Raw genomic sequence first — 17,833 nt, 5'->3', positions numbered from 1 at the left:
GACGGACGTACCTCTGGCGCACCAGTTGTTCCGCCAGGAGCATAGCTGGGCAACTACGTACGGATCGGATAAACGCTGAAAGCATCTAAGCGTGAAGCCGACCCAAAGATAAGATATCCCACTGATTCAATCAGGTAAGATCCCTTGTAGACTACGAGGTTGATAGGCACGATGTGTAAGTGGAGTGATCCATTCAGCAAGTGTGTACTAATAGATCGAGGGCTTGACCACAATTCGCTTGAATTCTCAAGTCAATGACAAAATGTGAGCAGTGATTATTCAGTTTTGAAGGCACGTCCTTCAAGAAACACTGGACAAAGTAAAACAGAAATGTTATACTGAACCAGTCATATTGGTCGGTGACGATGACGGTGAGGTTCCACCTGTTCCCATTCCGAACACAGAAGTTAAGCTCACTCGTGCCCAAGATAGTTCGCTGGAAACGGCGCGTGAAAATAGGTAGTCGCCGACTTAAACAAAACCCCTGAGGAAGAAATTCCTTGGGGGTTTGTTGTTTTTGTGCGGTACTTTCTTTCACGGCAAAGAAATTGCCAAAGGTTTCTATTTCTGCCTGATTTTTTCGTACGGTGTGCTATCATAAGGCTGGAAACGCTTTTGGGAGAAACGCGTTCCCATGCAAAAAACAGTTGACAAAGGATCGGCCTGCTGTTTGACCACCACTTTTCGATCATGTAAGCATGAACTGGAAAGGAGCAGAAGAAAAATGACAAACAAGAAATTCAAGTTGGCAGCAATGTCGCTGGCCACTGCGGTTGCAGTGAGCACGGTTGGCCCCAGTGCTTCTGCGGTGACGTATTATCTGGGCGATGGCAGTGTAACTGTTGACAAGGATGTGGAACGCGGCGCGTACAGTTATCAGGGTGAGGATCAGGGCGAAAACCGCACCTACGTCAATGAGGATAAAGCGGAAACTGGCGATGGTACGATCTACGTCAAGGACGGCAACGCGCCAGAAGTAGTCCCGCCATCCACTGATAACTCCGACAATGGTACAGAGAAAACCACACCGACGGATAATGCCACACAATCCACCGATGCTTCTGCCGACAACACAGAGAACAGTTCCACGTCTGAGACCACAACTGGAAACACCATCACGGTCAAAGAAGGTGTGAAAGATGCAACCATCGTGGTTGACAGTGTGAATGTGGATACCACCAGCACCCCGACTGAAGTAGCCACGGATACCGGGAACACAGGGGATAAAACCATCATCAAGGTGGGCGAGGGTGCAGATGTTGACCTGACAGTCAAGGATTCCAACCTGACCACCGGCGGCCATGGTATCGATATCGGCGTGAATCTGGATGACAAAGATGATAACAAAGGAGCTAACGTTGACCTGACGCTGGATAATACCCAAATTAACCTGACACAAAACGGTAAGGCGGGTATCAACGTACAGGACAATTCCAATGTGGACCTTACCCTGAAGGGCGAGAATGCCATTGATGGCTCCAAGGCAATTGAAAACGAGAAAGAGGGTATCCTTACAAAGAATGTCAATGTCGAGGGTATCCGTGTGGGTGATGGCGGTGCAAGTGACGGTTCGGGCACCAGTGCGGGTGCAGAAACGAACCTGACCATCAGCGGCGGTGTAGAAAAGACCGAAACTGCGGAAACAGACACAGAAGAAACGGAAAGCTCTGCGGGTGGTTCGCTGACCATCAGTGATACCACAGGCGGTCTGGTAATGGCAGATGGCTCGGACGTGGAAATCACAGACGGGGCGAACGTGACCATTGAGGAGACAAAAACCTCTGGTTCTACGCAGGCTGGCCGTGGTGTGACCCAGCATGGTGATTTGACCATCTCCGGCGGCTCTTCCTTAACGATAGACGGTGTGGAAGACAATGCAAAGCAAGCGTCACATACCGGTATTGGCATTGCCAGCTGGGATGATATCACAGTCGAGGATGGCAGTACGCTGGAGATCAGTGATGCTACAACCGGTATTTACGGCCACCAAGGTTCGGATGCAAGCCTGACTGTGGAGGATAGCGCGCTGAATATTGCTGGCAGCAGCTTCGGCATTGACTATGAAGGTGCCGGAAAAGATAAAGAGGGAAATGTACTCAAATCTGCCGGGGACATCACGTTCGACAATGCAGAAGTCGATATCAATATTACCCCGGAAACCCCGAATGCCGCAGGCTATGGCATTGCCGCCCACGGTGACAGTAATATCACCTTTAAAAATGGCACAGAGGCCGAAATCAAAGTTACTTCTGAAAACCCGGATGCGGGAACCTGGGGCATTTATAATGAGCGTGGCGGGACCGGCAATCTGACGGTGAACGACAGCACGGTGGATATCGATGCAAACCGTGGAATTTACGCCGGTTTCCAGAAGGTTGAAATCGCAAACAACAGCGTTGTGACCTCCAAGAACACCCATCAGGCAATGTATGCTCTGGGCGGCAGTGATGGTAAGGGCCTGAAACTGCGTGTGACCGGAAACAGCCGATATCATCTGACAGGCGGTACGCGGGGTAACTGGGGGATTCAGGCAACCTCTGCCCGGGGACATGAAATTCTGGTTGATGACAATGGACAGCTAATTTCCGATATGGAGAATTCCTATACGGCAGTTGGTCTGGGCAAGAATGCTAAACTGGTCGTGGATAATGGTACTGTTCTTGTGAGGGGAAAATACGACAAGGCAGGACTGTTTGCTTACGGTGATAACAGCACCATCCGCATCAAAAACAATTCCCATGTGGAAGCAACAACGATTACCCTTAACCCCTCGATAAAAAAGATACCAACTGTGGGCCAAAAACTCATCGTTACCGGTGGCACGCTGACCTATGATTACAAGGCCGACAACACCCTGTGGCCGGAGAACGAGCAGGGCGACAAGCTGACCAATTTCCTGCTGACCAAGGATGATGCCCACGCAAACTTCGATGCCCTTTCCTATAAAGGCCAGACCTATACCTACCTCTCTGACCTGAACAAGGAGACCGGGAAGCAGTATCTCTCTGTGTGGGTGCCCGCCGCCGCACTGAACTATATGCTGGATGTGGACGGTTCCCATGACCCGGAGATCATCGGCAAGGCGCTGGAAGAGCTGAAGCAGGCCGGATACAATTTCGACACTGCCTATCAGACCGCTGAGAATGGCGATCAGGTCGTTATTCTGCGGGATATGGTGGTGAACGGTAAGAGCCTGAACTTCACCAAGACCACCGATGCAGAGGGCAACACCAAGCTCATCTGGGGCAACTACGAAAAGCAGGCAGATGGTGCCCCCAACGCTTATGACATGGTCTATGGCACCGAGTACGAGTATGAGGGCAAGACCTATACCATCGTCTGGGGCTATGAGAGCCAGAACAACCCCAACACCACTGCAGCAGCGGGCGTGCTGGATGCCTTTGGCCCGGATTCCAACGTGAAGGTCACCGGCGAGAACATCGACGGCACCGACTCCGCACGGTACACCGTGACCATTTACGGCGCTCTGCGGGAAGTGACCGACCCTGTGATCCCCACGAACCCGAAACCGGAAACGCCTGAGGACTCCGATCCTACTCCTCCGGCTCCCACTACGCCGACCACCCCGGCAGTGCAGGATGCACGGCCCACCACTCCCGCCGTGGAGCAGGCAGTCGCTAAGACCACGCCCGCCCCGGAGACTCCCGTGAACCCGCCGGTACAGGATGCCCGCCCGGAGAGCGGCAAGCTGATCCAGACCGGTACCACCAACTGGATGGCAGATGTTCTGGTGCGTGCAGGCGGTGTTCTGCTGGCTGCCGGTTATCTGCTGGAGCGTAAGCGCAAGAGTATGTTCCATAAGGCACAGCACTGAACACGTTCTTGTAGATGACGTAATAAAATATTGAACTGGCTTGGGGCCGCTGCACAAATTTTTGTGGGGCGGCCCCACTTTTTGCAGAAAAATGCGCTCTCGTCCCGTATTAAGGGATGAAAGCGCTTTTGATTTTGCAAAAAAGGATGAGAACGAGAATGAAAACTTCACCGCGCCGCCGGAAGCACCGGCGCAGAGCCTTCCGGCGGCTGTTCTGGCTGCTGGTGCTGGCGACCCTGCTTCTGCTGCTGTGGCCCCGGCGGGTCACGCTGGATGGGCTGAACAGTCCTCATGCCATTTTACTGCGGGCCGACAGCGGAGAGGTGCTGGCCGAAAAGGATGCCGACAGCACGATCTATCCGGCTTCCATGACCAAGGTGATGACGGCGTTGCTGGCCATAGAAGCAAACCCGGACCTCGACACGCCCGTGACCCTGCCCGAGGAGATCTTTCCGGCTCTGCAGGCCCAGAATGCCTCGCTGGCGGGGTTTCAGGCCGGGGAAACGGCCACGGTGCGGGATCTGCTGTACGGGGCCATGCTGCCCTCGGGGGCCGAGTGCTGCGAAGCGCTGGTCCGGGAGGTGAGCGGCAGCGAGGAAGCCTTTGCGGCCCGGATGAACCAGAAAGCAGCAGAGCTGGGGATGACTGGCACACATTTCTGCAACCCCACCGGTCTGCACGACCCAGAACATGTTTCCACCGCGCGGGATATGGCCCGGCTGACAGAAGCAGCCCTGCAGAACGAGACCTTCCGCAAGCTGTTTACCACGGAGCGGTATACTGTTCCGGCCACCAACTGCCACCCGCAGGGGTTCACGATGCACAGCACCCTGCTGAGCCAGCTGGACGGCACAGAGCTGCACAGTGGCCGGATCCTGGGCGGTAAGACCGGTTACACCGGGGAGGCAGGGCTCTGCCTTGCCAGTCTGGCCGAGGTGAAGGGCAGGGAATACATTCTGGTCACGGCCGGGGCAGGGGGAAACCACAGCACCGCGCCCTACCACATCGAGGATGCCGTAACGGTCTACCGCCGTGTGAGCCGGGGGTCCTGAACAGGGGAGCGGATGCGCTCCCTTTTTCTGTGCCCGGCTTTGTGGTACAATGGAACAAAACCATTCACAGAACAGGAGAACCATCATGCTCAAGGATTCACAGGTCGATCTCTGCGGCCGCACCGATTTTACCCGCACCGCGCCCCTGCTTGCCCGGGACGAGGCGTTTTCGTTTGCCTGCGCGGGCTGCGGCGGCTGCTGCCGGGGGCGGGAGGATATCGTGCTGTCGGGCTTTGACCTGTGGCGCATTGCGGCCCGCCTGCGCCTGCCGCCCCGCACCGTGGCCCGGGCGTTCTGCCGGGGAAGCATCGGGCGGGTCAGCCGCCTGCCGGTGCTGCGGCTGGCCCCGCTGAAGGAGGAGCGCGGCAACTGCCCCTTCCTCACCGGGAACCACTGCGCCATCCACGATGCCGAGCCGCTGGTCTGCGCTCTTTACCCGCTGGCGCAGGAGATCACGAAGGACGGTCAGGTATCCTACTTTTTGCAGCCCACCCAGTGCGGCGGGCAGGTCATTGCGGCAAGGGTGGGGGATTATCTGGCCCGTTACGATGTGCCCGCCCGGGAGGCCACCGATGTGCGCTGGGCGCAGGTGTGCATGGAGTTGGAAGATACCGTGGAGCGGCTGGAGGCTCTGTTTGAGCCGGTGTTTGCCCGGCGGATGCAGGAAAAGCTGTGGCAGGCGCTGTATTACCGGTACGACTTTGCAAAAGAGTACCGCCCCCAGCTGGAAGAAAATCTGCTCTGGCTGGACGGTGAGCTGAAAAAGCTCGAAGGAATGCAGATGCGGCACAGAACAATCGAAAAAAGTGATAGATAAAATTACTTTGATTGATAATTCAGGCTGTTTCCTGGTTGTTTTAGAGCGGAAAGTGTGATATACTTCACGAGTGTAAAGCGGCAGCGCGATGCGACAGGCCGCTTGAATACTGACTTTCATGCGGTGTCCTGTTGCCGCGAAAGTAGAATTGAGGGAGTAATATCATGCGTAAAATTTCTCGTCGTTCGTTCCTGTCTGCCGCCGCTGTCTGCGGCGCAGCTGCTGCCCTGACTGCCTGCGGCGGTTCCTCCAGCTCCACGGCTGCTTCTTCCACCGCTTCCTCTGCTGCGGCTTCTTCCGCAGTGGCTGACGGCCAGAAGTATACCGTTGGCATCTGCCAGCTGGTGGAGCACGCCGCTCTGGACGCTGCCACCCAGGGTTTTGAGGATGCTCTGACCGCACAGTTCGGCGAGAATGTCACCTTTGACTTCCAGAACGCCCAGAACGATTCCGCAACCTGCGCCACCATCGCCAACGGCTTTGTTTCCGCAGGCGTTGACCTGATCATGGCAAACGCTACCCCCGCCCTGCAGGCCGCACAGGCTGCCACCGACAGCATCCCCATTCTGGGCACTTCCGTCACCGAGTACGGTGTTGCTCTGGGCCTGACCGATTTCGATGGCACCGTGGGCGGTAATGTCTCCGGCACCTCTGATCTGGCTCCGCTGGATCAGCAGGCGGATATGATCACCGAGTGGCTGCCCGAGGCCACCAAGGTGGGCCTGCTCTACTGCTCTGCCGAGGCAAACAGCCAGTATCAGGTAGACGAGGTCCAGAAGTACCTGGAGGCCAAGGGCGTTACCGCCACCCAGTACGCTTTCTCTGATTCCAACGATCTGGCTTCTGTCTGCCAGAAGGCTGCCGACGAGAACGACGCAGTGTATGTCCCCACCGACAACACCTGCGCTGCCAACACCGGCATCATCGACGGCATCTGCCGCCCGGCCAAGAAGCCCGTGTTCGCCGGTGAGGAGGGCATCTGCTCCGGCTGCGGCGTGGCGACCCTGTCCATCAGCTACTACGATCTGGGCTACACCACCGGTGAGATGGCTGCCAAGGTTCTGACCGGTGAGGCCGATATCTCCACCATGCCCGTTGAGTACACCAACGTGACCAAGAAGTACAACAAGACCATCTGCGATGACCTGGGCATGACCGTTCCCGAGGGTTACGAGGCCATTGAGGAATAACAGGCGCTCAGTCTGTTTTGCAGAAAGCTCCCCTGATAGGGACGCAGAGTTCACGCTGCAGTAACGAAGAGACTTTACAATAAAATCAGCGGAGAAGAGCGAATTTTTGTTCTTCTCCGCTTTCCCGTATCAGAAAAAAGTGTAGTTACAGGAGGAAAACGTTTTGGATATTCTTGCAAGACTTGCCAACCTGCCCGGTGCCTTGCCCGGTGCCTGTGCGCAGGGCCTCATCTGGGGTATCATGGCCATTGGTGTGTACCTGACCTACCGCATCCTGGATGTGGCTGACCTGACCGTAGACGGTTCCTTTGGCACCGGCGGCGCGGTCTGCGTTATGTGCCTGCTCTCCGGCATGAACGTCTGGGCAGCGCTCTTCATCGCCCTGCTGGCCGGTCTGGCCACCGGCCTTGTCACCGGCCTGCTCCACACCTTTATGGGCATTCCGGCCATTCTGGCTGGTATTCTGACCCAGCTGGCCCTCTACTCCATCAACCTGAAGATCATGGGCAAGGCCAACCAGTCCATCAACGTGGACAAGTACGACCTGCTCATCTCCCTGCGCTGGGTCAAGGAGTTTGCCCTGCACAACCCCATCATCATGGTCATTCTGGTCAGCGCTGTGGTCATCGGTGTGCTGTACTGGTTCTTTGGCACCGAGCTGGGCTGCGGCATCCGCGCCACCGGTTCCAACCCCGCCATGAGCCGCGCCCAGGGCATCAACACCAGCTTCAATGTGGTGCTGGGTCTGGCGGTCTCCAACGGTCTGGTGGCCCTGTCTGGCGCACTGCTGAGCCAGTATCAGGGCTTTGCCGATGTCAGCATGGGCCGTGGTGCCATCGTCATCGGTCTGGCCGCTGTCATCATCGGCGAGGCCCTGTTCAGCCGCATCTTCCACAACTTTGCCCTCAAGCTGGTGTCCGTTTCGCTGGGTGCCATCATCTACTACATCGTTATCCAGCTGGTGCTGACCCTCGGCTTTGACGCAAACCTGCTCAAGCTGCTGAGCGCCTCCGTGGTGGCCGTGTTCCTGGCCGTGCCCTATTGGAAGAGCAAGTACTTCGCAAAGCCCGCGGCAAAGAAGGCACAGAAGGAGGATGCAAAAAATGCTTGAGATCCAGAATGTTTCCAAGACCTTCAACGCCGGTACCGTCAATGAGAAAACGGCCCTGAACGGTCTGAACCTGAAATTGAACGAAGGTGATTTTGTCACCGTCATCGGCGGCAACGGTGCGGGCAAATCCACCATGCTGAACGCTGTGGCCGGTGTGTGGCCCGTGGACAGCGGCAAGATCATCATTGACGGCACCGACGTGACCAAACTGGGGGAGCACCAGCGCGCCGCCTACATCGGCCGCGTGTTCCAGGATCCCATGACCGGCACCGCCGCCACCATGCAGATCGAGGAGAACCTTGCCCTGGCCGCCCGGCGCGGTAAGCGCCGCGGTCTGAGGATCGGTATCACCAAGGCCGAACGGGAGCGCTACCGTGAACTGCTCAAGAGCCTGGACCTGGGCCTGGAGGACCGCCTGACCGCCCGCGTGGGCCTGCTGTCCGGCGGTCAGCGTCAGGCACTGACCCTGCTTATGGCTACCATGAACAAGCCCAAGCTCCTGCTGCTGGATGAGCACACCGCCGCTCTGGACCCCAAGACGGCGCTCAAGGTGCTGACCCTCTCGGCCAAGATCGTGGAGGAGAACCACCTGACCACCATGATGATCACCCACAACATGAAGGATGCCATCAAGTACGGCAACCGCCTGATCATGATGCACGAGGGCCACATCATCTATGATGTCTCCGGGGAAGAGAAGAAGAACCTGCACGTCTCCGACCTGCTGGCCAAGTTCCAGATCGCGTCCGGCGGCGAGTTCGCCAACGACCGCATGATCCTTTCCTGATGCATTTCTGATATGGAAAATCCCCTCCGGTGTGCGCGTACCGGAGGGGATCTTTGCATCTTGTGCACCTTTGCAGGGTGTGCTACACTGAGAGAAAGAGGAGGTGTCTCTCGTGCGAAAAATCATCCGGCGGGCAGCTGCTGTGCTGTTGTCTGCGGCTCTGCTGCTGACGGGAACGGTCTCGGCAGCAGCCCAGATTGACCCGGTAGAGGAACGGCTTGCTGCCATGTCTCTGCGGGAAAAGGTGGGGCAGCTGTTCGTGGTGCGGGTCGAAGCACTGGACCCCAGTGGACAGTCTGATAGCACAAGGCTGACCTGGGCAGAACGGCAGGGGCTGAAAAAGTATCCGGTGGGCGGCATTGTGGTGTTTCGGCAGAATGTGAAAAGTCCGGAGCAGTTGAAAAAGCTTCTGGCAGATTTTCAGGCAGCATCCGGGACCGGTCTGTTGACCGCCGTGGACGAGGAGGGCGGCAGCGTGGCCCGGTTGGCCAATGCTTCCGGCTTTGATCTGCCCCGATACCAGAGTGCCCAGGCAGTAGGTACAACAGGGGACCCGGCCAATGCCCGTGCCATGGGGCAGGTCATCGGAGGCTACCTCAAAACCTACGGCCTGAATCTTGACTTTGCTCCAGTGGCAGATGTGAACACCAATCCGGCCAATACCGTGATCGGGAACCGAGCATTTTCGTCGGATCCGGCAGTGGCGGCACAGATGGTGGCCTCCGCTGTACAAGGGTTTCACGATGCGGGCATACTCTGTACACTCAAGCATTTCCCGGGCCACGGAGATACCGCAGAGGACAGCCACTACGGCACGGCCAGCAGCACCAAGACTTGGGCAGAGATGCGGGAGACGGAGCTGAAGCCTTTTGCGGCTGGAATCGCAGCTGGGGCCGACGTAGTAATGACCGCCCACATCACCACCCCCAATGCAACGCAGGACGGCCTGCCTGCGTCGCTCTCCTACACTATGCTGACCGAGCGTCTGCGGGGGGAGCTGGGCTTTACTGGGGTCATCTGCACCGATTCGCTGTCCATGCAAGCCATTCGTGACCACTATTCTGCAGCAGAAGCGGCTGTAGCGGCGCTGAACGCCGGGGCAGATCTTCTGCTGATGCCGCCCGACCTGCCGGAAGCCTTTGACGGTATACTGGAGGCTGTGCAGAATGGAACCATCAGCGAGGAACGCCTCAACGAGAGCGTCCGCCGCATCCTGATGCTGAAACAGAAAGCCGGGTTGGAGCTTGACACCCGCACCCCGCTGGAAAAGATGCTGGATGTGTTTCTGTAAGATTGAAGCATAATAAAAAGATCCCCTCCGGTGTGCGCGTACCGGAGGGGATCTTTGCGTATAAAGGAATGTTACCGCTTGATGTCGTAGTTCATGTTCATCAGGTTGCGGATGGAGCTGACATCATCGGTGATGTTGGCATCGCCGTGGATGGTATGCTTGATGGCGCTGCTTGCCACGGCAAAGTTGATCATGTCCATGGCGCGGTAGTCGTGGAGCATGGCGTAGATCAGGCCGCTGGCAAAGGCATCGCCGCCGCCCACGCGGTCCAGAATATTAAAGGTGTAGAGCTTGCTCTCAAAGGTGTGGCCGTCGTACCACATAAAGGCCTTGAGGCTGTTCTCGCTGCCGCTGTGGGCATAGCGCACATGGCGGGCAATGCACTTGAGGTTGGGATAGCGGGCAATGAAATGCTGGAAGATCTCGTCCTGCTGCTCATAGCTGGGCTGCAGGGGCACGCCGTCCTTCCAGTCGCCCTTGCTGTGATCGTTGTCGTCCTTCCACAGGTGGTAGGGCTCAATGCCCAGCAGAACGTCAACGTAAGGCAGGCACTCGGTGCAGAAATCGCGGGCTTCCTCCCAGCTCCACAGGGTAGAGCGGAAGTTGCCGTCAAAGCTGACGGTCAGGCCCTTCTTTTTGGCCACCTTGAGCATATCGATGATGAGGCCGCGGCAGTTGGGGCCCAGTGCCGGGGTAATGCCGCTCAGGTGCAGCCAGTCGTAGCCGTCCAGCAGAGCGTCCAGATCGACCTGAGAGAAGTCATACTCGGTAATGGCACTGTGCTTGCGGTCGTAGATGACCTTGGAAGCGCGGATGCCGTATCCGGTCTCCAGATAATAAGTACCCAGCCGGTTGGAGGGGGTCTCGTTGGGCTCGGTCAGGATCATGGGGGTGCAATGCACATCGTTGGAGCGCAGCCAGCGCACCGCGCTCTTGCCCAGGCTGTTGTTGGGCACTACGCTGAAGAAGGTGCTGTCCACACCCAGGTTGGCCAGGGCCAGTGCAATGTTGGCCTCGCTGCCGCCGTAGCTGGCTTCAAAGCTGGATGCCATGCGGATCTTTTCGTAGTTCGGCGGGGTCAGACGGAGCATGATCTCGCCGCAGGTGATAAATTTCTGGCCGTTGGGCTCGCTGCCGAGGATGGGATTGTAGTGTTCCATAACGCTCCTCCTAAAAAGTCGTTTCTGGGATCCATTTCATGTGAGAACACATTGTTGTATCCATTATACCGCACTGCGTACCGGATAGCAAGCAAATGCTGTTTCGGCCGAGAGAAAAAGAAAAAGAAATTTTGGTTGTTTTGACGAAAGAACCCCTCAGTCACCTGCGGTGACAGCCCCCCTAATAGTGGGGCCCTTGGCATTGCATAAAGCCTTATGGTTTTGCCAAGGCCGCCCCTAGTAGGCAACAACGACGACCGCCGCCAGTGGCGGAAGCAGGGAGGAGTTGTTGGGGCAGCGGCCAGCAGGACGCAAGTGCAAAACTTTGCACGAAGCGGACGCTGGGTGCCGCAACCCGTACGGTGGCATCCCGCAGGGATGACGGTGGGGTTCACACCCCCGTCAGGTCAAAGCTGGGCGTATACTCTTCCTTTGCACTGCTTTTCTGCTGCATATAGCCAGAGCTGAGGCCCAGATCCATGGCGTAGTTGACCACCCGGCGGTATTCGTAGGTGGTGATGCGCCGCCCGATGCCGTGGTCTGCCGCCTGATAGAAGGGGGTGTACTGGCTCATCACGCTGGGCAGGAAGCACCCGGGGTCGGCCTTGTTCCAAGCCGCCATCTGATCGAGCACGGCAAAGCTGTCGTCCACATGGCCAGGCAGGGCAAGGTGGCGCAGGATCACGCCCCGCTGCAGGATGCCCTCGCTGTCAAAAACAGGGTGCCCGGCCTGAGACATCATGGCTTCAATGGCGGGCCTGGCCTGTGCAAAATAGTCCGGCGCGGCGGAAAGCTCTGCCGAAAGGGCAGGGGAAACATATTTCAGGTCGGCCAGCCAGATGTCGATGAAACCGCGCCAGGCGTGCACGCTCTCCACGGTCTCGTAGCCGCCGGTGTTGCAGACGATGGGCAGATGCAGCCCCTGCGCCCGGGCCAGGTCGAGGGCGGCGATGATCCAGGGCCGCCACTGCCCAGGCGTGACAAGGTTGATGTTGTGGGCTCCCTGCGCCTGCAGGTCCAGAAAGATCTCGGCCAGGCGCTCCACGGTGATCTCCCTGCCCAGCCCCTCGGCGCTGATGGGGTAGTTCTGGCAGAAGCAGCACTTGAGGGTGCAGCCGGAGAAAAACACCGTGCCGCTGCCCCGGGTGCCGCTGATGCAGGGCTCCTCCCAGAAATGCAGGGCAGCGCGGGCCGCTTTCAGGGTACGGCCCGCCCCGCAGAAGCCCGTCTGCCCGGCGGCCCGGTCGGCTTTGCACTGCCGGGGGCAGAGAGTGCAGGCTTCCGGCACGGCAACAGAAATGGTTTTGGGCATAATATCCAAGTCCTTTGCAAAAGATTTGACAGAATTACTCTTGTTTATTATACCATTTATGACATGGAATGTGGTATACTATGATAGAATATTATATATCATGCAAAAATACTACATGTCAGACGGAGGATGTCATGCGCACCGAAAACGAGGAGATCCGGGATCATTTGAAATATCTCTCCCTGCTGGCACGGGATTACCCCTCGCAGGCAGCCGCTGCCAGTGAGATCATCAGCACTCAGGCCCTGCTCAAGCTGCCCAAAGGCACCGAGCATTTTATGAGCGACCTGCACGGTGAAAACGAGGCCTTTGTCCACATCCTGAACTCGGCTTCGGGTGTCATCCGGGAAAAGGTGGATATCGTGCTGGGGGAGAGTGTGCCGGAACAGACCCGTGCAGAGCTGGCAACGCTCATCTATTACCCCAACGAGAAGCTGCCCCAGCTCAAAGCCGAGTGCGCGGATGAAGAAGCGCTTGACCACTGGTACACAGAGACCCTGCTTCAGCTCATTGATATTTGCCGGTTGGTGTCCTCCAAGCATACCCGGGAGCATGTGCGCTCCTGCCTGCCGTCCAGCTGCGGGTATATTCTGGATGAGCTGCTCCATGCCCACTTTGAGGACCACGACAAGGACCTTTATTATGGGCAGATCGTGGGCAGCATCATCGAAAATGGCCGTGCCGACCGGTTCATCGTCCGGCTGTGTGAGCTCATCAAGCGGCTGGCTGTGGACAAGCTGCACATCGTGGGTGACCTGTTTGACCGCGGCCCCCGGCCTGATATCATACTGGACCGGCTCATGCGCCACCACCATGTGGATATCCAGTGGGGCAACCATGACGTGGTCTGGATGGGTGCCGCTGCCGGAAGTCCCATCTGCGTCTGTACCGTGCTCAAAACGACACTGGCCTACCACAACCATGCCATGCTTGAGGACTGCTACGGCATCAACCTGCGGCATCTGCAGCGGATGGCCGAGCAGTTCTACGGAAATGACGACCTGACCCTCTGGATGCCCCACACCGACGCGGCGCGCGGCCCTTACACCGAGGGAATGCTCCACCGCTGTGCCGTGATGCACAAGGCCGTGACCATTCTGATGCTCAAGATGGAGTGCAAGGTCATCGACCGCAACCCGGATTTCAAGATGCAGGGAAGGGATTTCCTGCGGCACATCGATTGGAAAAAGGGAACAGTGACCCTGAACGGGCAGACATACCCCCTGCGGGACACCAGCTTCCCCACCGTGGACCCGGCAGACCCCGCCGCCCTGAATGATGATGAGCGGCTGGTGCTCCGCAAGCTGGTGGAATCCTTCCGGCAGAGCGAGCGTTTGCAGCAGCATGTGGAATTTTTGTATGCCAAGGGCAGCGTTTACCACATCGAGAACGGCAACCTGCTCTACCACGGCGTGGTGCCCATGACCAAAAACGGCAGCTTTGCCGTGGAGCGGTTCGAGGGACACAACTACTCGGGCCGCGGCTTGATGGACTACTGTGACGAGCGGGCGCGCTGCGGCTACTTTGCTCCCGAGGGCAGCGCGGCCCGGCGGAGCGGTCAGGATTTTTTGTGGTATCTGTGGTGCGGCAAGCTGTCGCCGTTGTTCGGCCGCAGCGCCATGACCACCTTTGAGCGGCTGTATATTGCCGACCCCGCTACCCATGAGGAAGTCAAGGACCCCTATTATACATGGTACAATGAAGAGGCCGCCTGCCGCCGTATCCTGGCGGAATTTGGCCTGCCCGGCACCAGCCACATTGTCAACGGCCATGTGCCGGTGCGGGAGAAGAGCGGCGAGAGCCCCATCAAGGGCGGGGGCCGTCTGGTCGTCATTGACGGCGGGTTCTGCCGCGCCTACCATGAAAAGACCGGCATTGCAGGGTACACGCTGGTGTACTCCAGCCGCACCATGTCCCTGCGGACCCATCAGCCCTTTGTCAGTGCTGAAAAGGCCGTGAACGAAAACATCGACATCGTGTCGCAGAAGAACATACTGGAAACGGAGAACCACCGCATTCTGGTGGAAGAGACGGACGAGGGAGAGACCCTGCGGGAGCGGGTACACGACCTGAAGCAGCTGGTCAAGGCCTATCAACTGGGCTGGATCAAGGAGACCTGCAGTGAGGATTGCGTCTGGTAAGGGGCGCTGATTGTAAAATTTTTGAAATAAGAAACAAAAATATCGAATATCTCCGCAGATTCTGGGCAAAACAGAAAATAATCGGGCAGGGAAAAAGGGGGCTTTGCTTTTTGCCCGAAGTTGTGTATAATAAGATAGTTGTATCGTGAGGGTGTGTGCCCAGCGGTGCGCGGAGAGATCAAGCAAGAACCCTGAGTGGCCCTGCCGCTGGCGGGCCTGCGACAAGGAGATTATAAAATTGGAAAAGTTTGTTATTACGGGCGGCAAGCCCCTGCATGGCGAAGTTACCATTTCCGGTGCAAAAAATGCGGCTGTGGGCATTCTGCCTGCCACCATTCTGGCGGCAGATGTCTGTGTGATCGAAAACCTGCCGGACATCAGTGATGTGGCAGTCAGCCTGAAGATCCTGAGCACCCTGGGTGCCAGCATCAAGATGCTGAACCGCAATACCTACGAGATCGACACCACCCACCTGAACAGCACCAACGTCCCGGACGATCTGTCCCGCCAGATGCGTGCCAGCTACTACTTCCTGGGTGCGCTGCTCTCCCGCTTTGGCAAGGCACAGGTGGCCATGCCCGGCGGCTGCAATCTGGGCCCCCGCCCCATCGACCAGCACCTCAAGGTGTTCAGCGCACTGGGTGCAGAGGACAGCGTGGACTACGGCATGATCACCGTGCGTGCCAAGGAACTGAACGGTGCCCATATCTTCTTTGATAAAGTCAGCGTGGGCGCTACCATGAATGGTATGCTCTCCGCTGTGATGGCACAGGGCCAGACCATTCTGGAAAACTGCGCCAAGGAGCCCCATGTTGTTGATCTGGCAAACTTCCTGAATATGTGCGGCGCGGATGTGCGCGGTGCCGGCACCGATGTAATCAAGGTGCGCGGCGTGGAAAAGATGCACGGCTGCACTTACAGCATCATCCCTGACCAGATCGAGGCGGGCAGCTACATGGTTGCCGCTGCTGCCACCGGCGGCGACGTTCTGATCAAAAATGTCACCCCCAAGCATCTGGAACCCATCACGGCAAAGCTCCGCCGTGCCGGTGTGGATGTGGAGGAATTCGATGATTCCGTCCGCGTCTCCCGCAAGGGCGATATCCTGCCGCTGAAGATCAATACCATGCCTCACCCGGGCTTTCCCACCGATATGCAGCCCCTGATGGGTGTGCTGCTCAGCGTGGCAAAGGGAACCTCCACCATCACCGAGAGCGTGTGGGATAACCGCTTCCGCTATGTGGACGAGCTGCGCAAGATGGGCGCAATGGTGCAGGTGGACGGTCAGGTGGCCGTGTTTGAGGGTGTGGACAAGCTGAACCCCGCCCCCCTGCGCGCTTCTGACCTGCGTGCCGGTGCGGCCATGGTCGTTGCTGCCCTGATGGCAGACGGCACCAGCGAGATCGAGGAGATCGGCCACATTGAGCGCGGCTATGAGAACATCGTGGAAAAGCTGCGCGGCCTGGGCGCTGAGATCAGCAAGGTGGAGCGGATGCCTGCCGCACTGGAATCGGCAATGTGATCATTCAGAACCTCTCAGTCTGCTTCGCAGAAGTTCCCCTGACAGGGAGCTTTTGTGAAGCAACGACGGAGAGGTTCGTTTCTTGAGGTTTGAAATGTCTGAATTCATCTCGTTATACTCTGGTTCCTCCGGCAACTGCAGCGTGGTGCGCACGGGGGAAAAGTACATCATCATCGATATGGGAAAGGGCGTGCGCACCACCTCGGCGGCGCTCAAGGAGCTGGGCCTGAACATCAGCGATTGTGCGGGCATTCTGGTCACCCATGAGCACTCTGACCACGTCAAGGGGTTGGCCACCTTCCTCAAAAAGAATCCGCTGCCGGTATACGGTGCAGATGATACGCTGGATTTTCTGGATGCAAACGGCATCGTGCCTGCCAGCTGTGAGCTGCGCACCCTGTCCGGCGGGGAAGAGGATGTGGGAGATTTCGGCGTGACGATGTTCCCCACCAGCCACGACGTGCCCTGCGTGGGCTACCGCATCCACACCCCGGACAACAAGACCATGACCATTGCCACCGACCTGGGAGTCCTGACCCCGCCGGTACATCAGGCCCTGAGCGGCTGTGACCTGGTGGCGCTGGAAAGCAACTACGACCTCCACATGCTCCGCAGCGGGCGGTATCCCTACTACCTGCGCTCCCGCATCGAGTCCAACCGGGGCCACCTCTCCAACGATGAGTGCTCGGCAAAGCTGCTGGAGCTGATCCAGGAGGGATGCAAGAAATTTGCCCTCTGCCATCTCTCGCAGGAGAACAACACCCCGGCGCTTGCTTTGCAGACCATGTTCAACACCCTGGGTGCGGCAGGTGTCGTGCCGGAAAAGGACTGCATCGTGCAGGCCCAGCGCCGCAATGAGATCAGCCCCACGCTTACATTTTAAGAAAAAAATGGCCCTCTCCATCATTGCTTCGCAAAGCGTGACAGAGAGGGTCGTTTTTTGTTGTTATGCCAGATCCGGCAGGATATCGGGCCAGAGGGCCTGCTCCTGCCGCAGGTCGGTGAAAACGCAGTCCAGATAGATCTTGTTCACAGCCGAGATGATGGTGCTGCGCAGGAGCTTGCGTGCATCATCAACATCCGGCTCCAGCTCGGAAAAGCTTTTGGTCAGGCCGAACACATAGGGCAGGTAGTTCTCCAGCTCATCGCAAAAGGTATCATACGCCTGCGCGGAGGTATAATGCGCCCGCTGCATCTTGAACAGGCTGTCGATATTTTCCATGGACAGGACATTTTTAGAAACTACAATGTAGATCAGGCAGGCCAGCTGATCCCGGGTATACTTCTTTTTGATGGGGTGGCTGATGATCCCTTTCTTAACGTAGTTGCTCACCATGGAAGCGGTGAGCTCCACCCCCTGAAATGTGCGGAAACACCCGTTGACAAACTGTACACTCTGATCCAGATAAAGCCCTACGGTGGGGAGTTCTGCATACCGGGGCAGGGCAAACCCTGCGGCGCAGGCCGCAACGCGGCGGTTTGATTCTAATTTCATGCGGACAGTATACCATGTTTTGGAAATGTGGTCAACAGGAAATTGAAAACTTTTGAAATAATTTGAGAAAACAGTTGACAGGTTTTTGAAAAACTGATATAGTGATTCAAAACAACAGGA

At 57.5% G+C, this 17,833-nt stretch carries 13 protein-coding genes and 2 rRNA genes; 12 read left to right on the top strand and 3 right to left on the bottom strand.

Going from position 1 to position 17,833, the window contains the following annotated elements:
* From P0G09_RS11785 to nagZ, 9 genes are all read left to right on the top strand, one after another.
* Window positions 1-231 (top strand): 23S ribosomal RNA (locus P0G09_RS11785); the annotation flags it as partial.
* A gap of 124 nt (window positions 232-355) precedes the next feature.
* A 5S ribosomal RNA gene (rrf, locus tag P0G09_RS11780) occupies window positions 356-472 on the top strand.
* A gap of 252 nt (window positions 473-724) precedes the next feature.
* A complete protein-coding gene (locus P0G09_RS11775) occupies window positions 725-3,835 on the top strand; it encodes a hypothetical protein (protein WP_275252765.1) in 3,111 nt (1,036 codons plus the stop codon).
* 158 nt (window positions 3,836-3,993) lie between these two features.
* Window positions 3,994-4,887, top strand: coding sequence for a D-alanyl-D-alanine carboxypeptidase family protein (locus P0G09_RS11770; RefSeq protein WP_275252764.1), 894 nt, complete (start codon window positions 3,994-3,996; stop codon window positions 4,885-4,887).
* A gap of 85 nt (window positions 4,888-4,972) precedes the next feature.
* Window positions 4,973-5,704: a YkgJ family cysteine cluster protein gene (locus P0G09_RS11765; protein ID WP_275252763.1), complete on the top strand. Its 732-nt coding sequence runs from the start codon at window positions 4,973-4,975 to the stop codon at window positions 5,702-5,704.
* Between the two features lie 164 nt (window positions 5,705-5,868).
* Window positions 5,869-6,894 carry an ABC transporter substrate-binding protein gene (locus tag P0G09_RS11760; protein WP_275252762.1) on the top strand — a complete coding sequence of 342 codons (1,026 nt, stop codon included), beginning with the start codon at window positions 5,869-5,871 and terminating at the stop codon, window positions 6,892-6,894.
* Between the two features lie 163 nt (window positions 6,895-7,057).
* Window positions 7,058-8,005, top strand: coding sequence for an ABC transporter permease (locus P0G09_RS11755; RefSeq protein ID WP_275252761.1), 948 nt, complete (start codon window positions 7,058-7,060; stop codon window positions 8,003-8,005).
* Window positions 7,998-8,792, top strand: coding sequence for an ABC transporter ATP-binding protein (locus P0G09_RS11750; RefSeq protein WP_156072239.1), 795 nt, complete (start codon window positions 7,998-8,000; stop codon window positions 8,790-8,792). Before P0G09_RS11755 ends, P0G09_RS11750 begins: the two co-directional genes overlap by 8 nt.
* Window positions 8,793-8,904: 112 nt before the next feature.
* Window positions 8,905-10,083 carry a beta-N-acetylhexosaminidase gene (gene nagZ, locus P0G09_RS11745; protein WP_275252760.1) on the top strand — a complete coding sequence of 393 codons (1,179 nt, stop codon included), beginning with the start codon at window positions 8,905-8,907 and terminating at the stop codon, window positions 10,081-10,083.
* A gap of 71 nt (window positions 10,084-10,154) precedes the next feature.
* Here nagZ and P0G09_RS11740 read toward each other — a convergent pair whose 3' ends face one another.
* Complete coding sequence (locus P0G09_RS11740; RefSeq protein WP_154277198.1) at window positions 10,155-11,243, bottom strand: sugar kinase; 1,089 nt, start codon at window positions 11,241-11,243, stop codon at window positions 10,155-10,157.
* A 391-nt stretch (window positions 11,244-11,634) separates the two neighbouring features.
* Window positions 11,635-12,555: a radical SAM protein gene (locus tag P0G09_RS11735; RefSeq protein WP_275252759.1), complete on the bottom strand. Its 921-nt coding sequence runs from the start codon at window positions 12,553-12,555 to the stop codon at window positions 11,635-11,637.
* A gap of 134 nt (window positions 12,556-12,689) precedes the next feature.
* Between P0G09_RS11735 and P0G09_RS11730 the strand changes: the two genes are divergently transcribed.
* The 3 genes from P0G09_RS11730 to P0G09_RS11720 all read left to right on the top strand — a co-directional run bounded on the left by P0G09_RS11730 (window position 12,690) and on the right by P0G09_RS11720 (window position 17,101).
* Entirely contained in the window at window positions 12,690-14,696 is a 2,007-nt protein-coding gene (locus tag P0G09_RS11730; protein WP_275252758.1) for a fructose-1,6-bisphosphatase, read from the top strand.
* A gap of 238 nt (window positions 14,697-14,934) precedes the next feature.
* A complete protein-coding gene (locus tag P0G09_RS11725; RefSeq protein ID WP_156065906.1) occupies window positions 14,935-16,218 on the top strand; it encodes a UDP-N-acetylglucosamine 1-carboxyvinyltransferase in 1,284 nt (427 codons plus the stop codon).
* A gap of 94 nt (window positions 16,219-16,312) precedes the next feature.
* Window positions 16,313-17,101 (top strand): MBL fold metallo-hydrolase, encoded by a 789-nt coding sequence (locus P0G09_RS11720; protein WP_154277195.1) that lies wholly within the window; start codon window positions 16,313-16,315, stop codon window positions 17,099-17,101.
* A gap of 63 nt (window positions 17,102-17,164) precedes the next feature.
* Here P0G09_RS11720 and P0G09_RS11715 read toward each other — a convergent pair whose 3' ends face one another.
* Window positions 17,165-17,713 carry a DUF1836 domain-containing protein gene (locus P0G09_RS11715; protein ID WP_117477426.1) on the bottom strand — a complete coding sequence of 183 codons (549 nt, stop codon included), beginning with the start codon at window positions 17,711-17,713 and terminating at the stop codon, window positions 17,165-17,167.
* Window positions 17,714-17,833: the final 120 nt, after the last annotated feature.

Source organism: Faecalibacterium sp. DFI.5.82 (assembly GCF_029076575.1).
In the GTDB taxonomy this organism is placed as follows: Bacteria; Bacillota; Clostridia; order Oscillospirales; family Ruminococcaceae; genus Faecalibacterium; species Faecalibacterium duncaniae.
The sequence above is the reverse complement of the archived record's forward strand: the minus strand, read 5'-3'. Positions and strand labels throughout refer to the sequence as shown.